Origin of the sequence: Bacteroides sp. 1_1_30 (assembly GCF_020982715.1) — a bacterium.
GTDB classification, from domain to species: domain Bacteria; phylum Bacteroidota; class Bacteroidia; order Bacteroidales; family Bacteroidaceae; genus Bacteroides; species Bacteroides xylanisolvens.
Genome location: NZ_JAJKHN010000077.1, coordinates 22,078 through 29,552, shown reverse-complemented (window position 1 = coordinate 29,552; position 7,475 = coordinate 22,078). Strand labels below are relative to the sequence as shown.

Here is a 7,475-nt window from a genome sequence, read left to right as displayed (position 1 = left end):
TCTCGTGGGCTCGGAGATGTGTATAAGAGACAGCCACACTCCCCGCCACAGTTTCCACACACTCCACACATACTTCCCCACTATCCTAATTGGCATCATCTTCCTCATTCCCTTATTTATCAATCACTTATCATACATTATCTAATTTTGGCACGCGCTTTGATCTTTAATTAGACGTTAGCGAAAAGCAATAACCGATTCCTTAACACAAAGGTAGAGAATTGAAAACATATGTCTAATAATCATTAAAGCAAACGATTATGAAAAAATTAGTATTAGTAGTAGCAATGTTTATGTTTGTTTGTGGTGGTTCATTCCTTGTAAAGGCTCAGAGTTCTGCAGAAGCTGTGACAGCCCCGACAGAAATCAACGCAACAGTTGTCAATGATACAGTAGTAAAAGATACTGTAACTAAAGAAGACGCGCCTGCAAAGGCATCACTGGTTGCACTCGCCGCCAATGTCAATGATACAGTTGTCACAGACACTACATCAAAAGACAAACCGGCTGAGCCTGTCAAGGAATAACCTTGCCAACAACATGCAGGACATAGTCTGCCGAAGAATAGTAAGCACACTACAAAAAAAGCCATCCCTACTTTCGTCTATTCCGGGGATGGCTTTTTTATTATCCTATCTTCTTACAATCATTCTGTAGGAGTACTTGTTTCCAATATCGGATCTGTTTTCCAACTTGAAACAATATTTGCCGCCTCTGCTTCGAAGCTCTTTCCTGCCAAGGACACAAATGTCTTGGTATTACCATTTCCATTATTGAATAACCAATTAGCTACCATTCCATCCTTATCCTCACTCAACAACTTGCCGCTCTGCTCGGAGATCTGTTGATCCGACAAGGCTTTTGTCCAAATACGGGCATAACTGATAGCTCCGTTCAACCGGCGTTTACCATCAGACTGGCCGATGTAGAAATCAGAAGTAAGATTGATCTCTTTCAAATCATCCGGCGTACCGTTTGATAATTGAAGCGTTTCTCTGACACCATTTACATACAATGCAATCCGTTCGCTTCCGCTCTTACTATTATCCAATACCACAGCCACATCATACCACTTATTGGTTTCTATCTTAGTAGAGCCCTCATAGCGAATACTACCTTTATCATCTGCAGCAAGCTGAAGGAAACGTTCCTCATCATTGCTTCCTCCCTTATGCACATCGACACGCAGCAAGAATTTCTTCTCTATACCCATCACCGTATTAATCCGGGCATTTCCATTGTCATTGCCATTCAACGACTCAATGTTGAAACGAGCCTCAAATGTGAGCGTACTCAAATTCTTTAGCGATTCATCTGCCGTACCATTATATTCAAACGGTACTTTAAAGTAATTACCGCTACCCAGGTTTGCCACTTTATCTGCCTGTACCACCGTTACGGTCAGACTTAATTCCTGTTCCGCTTCGTCTCTGACAAACACGGTAGTGATACCCGCTTTCTTACCTATTAAATTGAAACGAGTGTCATCCACCTGCTGAATAGCTACAATCTCTTCATTCTCTGCTGTCAGACTATAACCTCCGTTTCCTTTTTCTACCGTAATCATGATCTTATTGTTGACTCCCACTCTCGGTGTCAGATTGGAGACATCGATAGAAATCGGATTTACCGTCACCTGAACCACTGCCTGTTTTCCTTTATGGTCTGTAAAAGTCACTGTTGTATGTCCGTTCTTCAAACCTGTCAAAGTATAGAAAGGACGGAACTGATCTGTATTAACCATGCTGACAACCGTTTCATCCTCCACCTCATAAGACAATTCATCATTGCTGGAAAAGTTTCCCATGCTGACAATCAGTTGCTTTTCACCGGCAACTTCCAAGATCACCTCCGGTTCATTCACTTCCAATTCAAATACACCTACATTCACAGAAATATTGGCAACTACTCCTTCTCCATCCATTACTTCGACGGTAGTGGCCCCATTCTGTGAGCCACTTTTTACAGTTATCAATTCGCCGGAAACGGTAGCCGTTGCAATGGCAGTGTTGAAACTTCTCACGGTATAGTTTCCGTTTCCAACCACTACATTCACTTTGGCTTCCTCATTCTGCCCGATACGTATTACCGGTTTGTTCACAATCAACTCTATCAAGTCTTTAGCCACATCGTCGTCGTCATCGTCATCACAACCTGTAACGGCAAACGATAATACCGACAAAAGCAACAGACACATATATGTATAGATTCGTTTCATCTGATTTTCTTTTTAAAGTTATACATTCCTACCGGTTTACCATCCGGGATTTTGTTCAATGGTCGGTGTCTTCTGCAACTCACTCTGGCGAATCGGGAACAGATAATGCTGAATAGAGAACGTACGTTCTTCCACGCAGAAACGCTCCATTCTATATTTCACACCGTCAACCGTAATGGCCCCATTCTCATCCTGCACCGGACGCATTCCGTTAATCATTCGCTGGCAACGGGGCAATGCACCGTTATTGGCAGCCCAGTATTTCTGTGTACGTTTTGAATTGTCACTCCCGCTCGATTTCCAAAGGCTTTCCTTTGCTAGCTCTTCCTTACTGGTGGGTTCCAGATACAAGCGGCAAGTCCACGGACGTTTTCCTTCATAAAAAAGTTCCACGCGACGTTCGCGCTGAATGTATTCACGCATCAACTGTTGATTAGTCTTTACTTCCGGCGGCATCGGTTTCATAAAAGAACGTTCACGAACCGTATTCACCAATTTATAAGCTTCATCGATATCCTCGCCCAATTCATTACAAGCCTCTGCATAAATATAAATAAACTCCGGAAGACGCCAGATGGCGGGCGCATTGATACTGAAGTTACCGGATTTGTTCCATGACTCCTGTTGGAATTTACGTAAATAATAACCGGTAGTAGTTGCATTGGTAGCACCAATCTTATCGGAACCACTCGCCGTATTGATCGTTTTCGACTCGTTCTTATTATTACGGTAAGGAGCTCCGTGATAAATTACATCACGATAGAAACGCGGGTCACGAGTACCTTTCACATACGGATTAGTATCATCATAGCCACCTTTGCGGGCTTCTGCCGAATATACCGGATAGCCATAATCACCTACGATATATTCGTATTCATCCACTTGTTCCTGCACCGGTTGCTGGCGCGAACTTCCCTCACGGCTGGGCGGATAAATATCACCCTGCCATGCCTGATCCTTGCTCTTCGTCATAAAGAACACATACTCATTGGCAAAGGCATCCATATCATAAAACATATCCCACAAACGAGCATATACACGGCTGTCATTCAGATTACCGTCAGCCGGATCCTTGAAATCATTTGCATCATGTTTCGTATAGAGAGAATAACGCTTGGTTCCGCCGACTTCGAAATCCAGAACGGCTTTAGCCGCTTCTTTGGCTTTTCTCCAACGAGTAGCATCATAAGCATACTCATTTTCAAACACACGACGCAAGTTGTATCCATATTGAGAAGCACCGTTCCACAACGGAGTAGCCGCTACCCAGCGAACAAAAGAAATCAATCCCAGACAGGCTCCCTTATCCACACGCCCAAAATTCTCGGAAGTTTTCACATATTTATTAGGAACCATGCCATAAGCAGTTTGCGCATCCGTCACAATCTTTTCAACCATCGAATGAACAGATTCTTTCTTGAAGTCCATATTATCTCCGGCATTAATCACACGGTCAATATAAGGAGCTTCGCCATACATACGCAATAACAGCATGTGGAAATAACCACGCATGAAATACATCTCACCGATACGGTTGCGAAGATCACCATCCTGCTGTGGGTTGTCGGGCGTGTTATACTTCTGTACATTTTCTATAATCAGGTTCGCTTTACGGATTCCTTCATAAAGAGCTTCCCAATATTGCCCTACACTACCGGGCAAAGAATTCGGGTTCCAGGCACCGTTATTGAAGTTATTCGTAATGTTTCCCTCTACGTTGGTTCCTTCACATTCGTCCGTAATGGCACTGTTGCTGAAGTGCTCGAAGAACACCAGCGGACGGTCTGCTTTCTTTGCAGCCGCGTATACGTCGGAAACCAGTCCGTTCACTTTTTCGTAACGGGCAAAAACGTCCGCTTCCGTAATATTATCATCATCGTCCCGATCCAGGTAATCGCTACATGAAGTAAAGACCAACGGCAGGACCAATAAAGCAATTGCTGAAAATCTATATAACTTTTTCATATTTCTATCTTATTTAGAATGTTATATCAATACCAAAATTGAATACCTTTTGAATAGGATACCAGGAAGCTCCGTCTCCGGATTTCGTTTCCGGATCTATATCCACATCACCCAGTTTATCAAAAGTCAACAGATTCAGACCTTGCACATAGATACGTGCCTGTTGCACATGGAATTTACGTAATAATTTGGGTGATACATTGTAACCAATTTCCACATTCTTAAGACGCAGGTAGGAAGCATCATACAAAAACAAACTACTGTTTCCATTCTTGTTGTTATCATGTGTTCCATAATGCAATGCCGGATATTTGGCAGTAGCAGCCGTTTCCGGTGTCCAACGGTCCAGATGCATTTTCTTCACACGTCCGATCTTATCTTGTTCAAATTGCGGGAAGTCAAATACAGCAGCCCCATTCAACAGAATAGATGATTTTGTCGCACCTTGCAATAATACACTAAAATCAAAGTTCTTATACTGGAAACCGAAAGGAATACCGAACATCAGTTCCGGACTACGCGGATTTCCCATTGCTGTACGGTCTTCATCATCAATCACTCCGTTACGATCCAAATCCTTATAAACAACATCTCCCGGAATTAATTGTCCCCACGGCTGATAACCGATCTTGTTCAAGCGGTCAGCCTCTTCCTGATCGGCTACAAAATGATCGAACACATAGACGAAGTTTTCGTATAAACGTTTACCGGTTTCTTTACGCCAGGAGTTCTTGCGGGCAACTTCCGCTTTATATTCCAAACGGTTGCGGGAGAAAGTCAGGTTCGGACGAATATAGTAACGAAAATCCTTTCCAATCTTATCATTCCAGCTCAATTCGATATCCACACCGCGGTTGCTTACTTCACCCAGATTCTGTAAAGCTGCATCTTTACCTACAATATCCGGATATCCCATGATACCGTCACTATTCATATCTGTAATAATGTCAAAACGATATTCATAAAATGCATCTATCGTCAATGCCAAACGTTGGTTCAGGGTAGTAAAGTCGATACCGACATTCAGTTTACGGGCTTTCTCCCAAGTCAGATTCGCATTAGCCAGATTACCTTCGGAAGTACCGCCTACATTCGTACCAAAGTTATTACCGAAATCATAACCACTGCCACCACCGTAGAAAGCCAGATATGGGAAACGGCTGCTGACATTGTCACTACCTACCAAACCATAGGAGGCTCTTACTTTCAGGAAGTCAATCCAGGAAGCCTTTTTCATAAATTCCTCTTCAGAGACTACCCAACCGATTGAACCAGCTGGGAAGAACCCGTAACGTTTGCCCGGAGTGAAGTTTTCGGAACCATTGTAACCGAAGTTAAATTCCATCAGATACTTCTGATTATAATAATAAGCAAAGCGTCCGGTGATACCCTGGCTATGATAAGCCAGTTCATTGTTAACAGTACGGTTACCACGGTTTGCCAATAACATGGCGGTCACTTCGTGGCGGTTGCTAAACAAACGGTTGTAATCCAAACGTGCCTGTATATAAGTACGTCCGTCAGAAGCGTTATGACTGAATCCGTTGCCAATAGTCTGGTCAATATCATATTTGTTACCCGTTTTATAAGCACCCGTATAGTGTCCGCCTGCCATATAAGCATCCGAACCTTCGATTGGCATAAACGTCGCATATTTCGGATATTCACGATAACCGTCTTTGTAAGTATCCAGTTTGCGATTAATCCAGCGTCCTTCAGAAGCATCATAAGAGAACATCACTTCCGCTTTTAATCCTTTCGTCAGAAATTCCATATCCAGATTCATGGCAAAACTACCATTCAGATACGTGTTCTTTTCATTCAGATAACCGGTACGGCTCAATTCACCCAGAAGATTGTAACGGTAGATATTGTCACCATAAAGCATTCCACGAGGATTTTGCTGAATGTATTCCTCATTCTGCGGATGCGCATTTTCTTCCACCAGGATGGGCAGATATGGAGGCTGGGTAGCACAGATGGTCATCAGGCGACCGGCTGTTGTACCCGGTGCATTACGGTCGGTAATACGGGCCCCCAAATCCAAACGGGTACTCAAATAACGATTAATGTTGATATCGATGTTCGAACGGAAGTTGTAACGGGTGAACTTGGTTTGCGAGTCATATTCACCGGCATTCGAATATTTGTAGTTACCGCCTTGTGAAAAGTAATTGGCCAATACATAATAACGTACCTTGTCCGTACCTCCACGGATGGAGAGGCTGACATCTTCCTGCAAACCGGGTTTGAAGGCAAAATCATAATAATCCCAGTCATATCCCAAACCATCGGAGTTGTCTCCTTTCGCACGGCGGAAATTGTCAATCGCCTGTTGAGAGAAAAGGTTCAAACTGCTGATGTCTGCGCCCGTCATCTTGGCATCGTTCAATCTGGCTTCATTATATAAAGTTGCATAATCGGCAGAGCCTAAATATTCGGGGAAACCGATCGGCTGGTTAATACCGATAGAGGCTTTCAGGTTCACGGTTGCCTTTTCCGCTGCCTTACCACGTTTGGTAGTAATAACGATTACACCATTTGCACCACGGATACCATAAGCGGCAGTGGCGGAAGCATCTTTCAGGATAGTGAATGTTTCAATTTCATCCGGTGCGAGGTAACTCATGTCACGTTCGATTCCATCGACAATGACAATGGCACTCTGGTTACCGTAAGTTGCCTTACCACGGATAAACAATTCACTTTGATCCACACCCGGTTCACCACCCGCATACTGGTTTACAATCAACCCCGGCAGACGTCCGGCAAGCGCATTGTTGATATTGGCAGTAGGACTTTGCGTCAGATCTTTTGTCGTGATGGTAGCAACAGAACCGATCATCGTTTCTTTACGTTGTTTGGTATAACCTACCACAACCACTTCCTGCAAGGCTTTCGTATCTTCCTGTAGTAAGACAGTCAGTTCCTTCTTTGCACCGGGAACAATTTCCTGCGGCTGGTAACCCAGGTAAGAAAACACCAACGGAGCTTCCGCATAAGGCAGTTTCAATGTAAACTTACCATCCATATCTGTAATCGTACCTGCATTGGCCACCCCTTTCACGACAACAGACACACCGATCAACGGGTCATTTGTCGTCTTGTCCAATACCGTACCCGACACTGTTATTTTATTACTTTGTGTGGCCTGCACCTTTGCCGTTCTTCCCGTTTGCGCCACACCCTGCAAAGGTATACCTGCAAGAAGAGTGCAAGAAACAGCCACCAGACAAATATTTCTTTTTATATGTATCATCTTTCTTTTCGATTTTCTATGTGTAATAAATCA

Annotated in this window: 4 protein-coding genes; 1 reads left to right on the top strand and 3 read right to left on the bottom strand. The window is 43.6% G+C overall.

Features of this window, described 5'->3' with window-relative positions:
- The first annotated feature begins 260 nt into the window (after positions 1-260).
- Positions 261-527, top strand: a complete 267-nt coding sequence (locus LPH68_RS19890) for a hypothetical protein (RefSeq protein ID WP_004299920.1) — start codon at positions 261-263, stop codon at positions 525-527.
- Positions 528-646: 119 nt separating this feature from the next.
- Here LPH68_RS19890 and LPH68_RS19885 read toward each other — a convergent pair whose 3' ends face one another.
- Genes LPH68_RS19885 through LPH68_RS19875 form a run of 3 tightly spaced genes read right to left on the bottom strand, consistent with a single transcriptional unit; the run spans position 647 to position 7,442 of the window.
- Complete coding sequence (locus LPH68_RS19885; RefSeq protein ID WP_004310443.1) at positions 647-2,218, bottom strand: LamG domain-containing protein; 1,572 nt, start codon at positions 2,216-2,218, stop codon at positions 647-649.
- A gap of 36 nt (positions 2,219-2,254) precedes the next feature.
- Positions 2,255-4,183 carry a RagB/SusD family nutrient uptake outer membrane protein gene (locus LPH68_RS19880; protein ID WP_004299918.1) on the bottom strand — a complete coding sequence of 643 codons (1,929 nt, stop codon included), beginning with the start codon at positions 4,181-4,183 and terminating at the stop codon, positions 2,255-2,257.
- Positions 4,184-4,196: 13 nt separating this feature from the next.
- Positions 4,197-7,442: a TonB-dependent receptor gene (locus LPH68_RS19875; protein WP_151923642.1), complete on the bottom strand. Its 3,246-nt coding sequence runs from the start codon at positions 7,440-7,442 to the stop codon at positions 4,197-4,199.
- Positions 7,443-7,475: the final 33 nt, after the last annotated feature.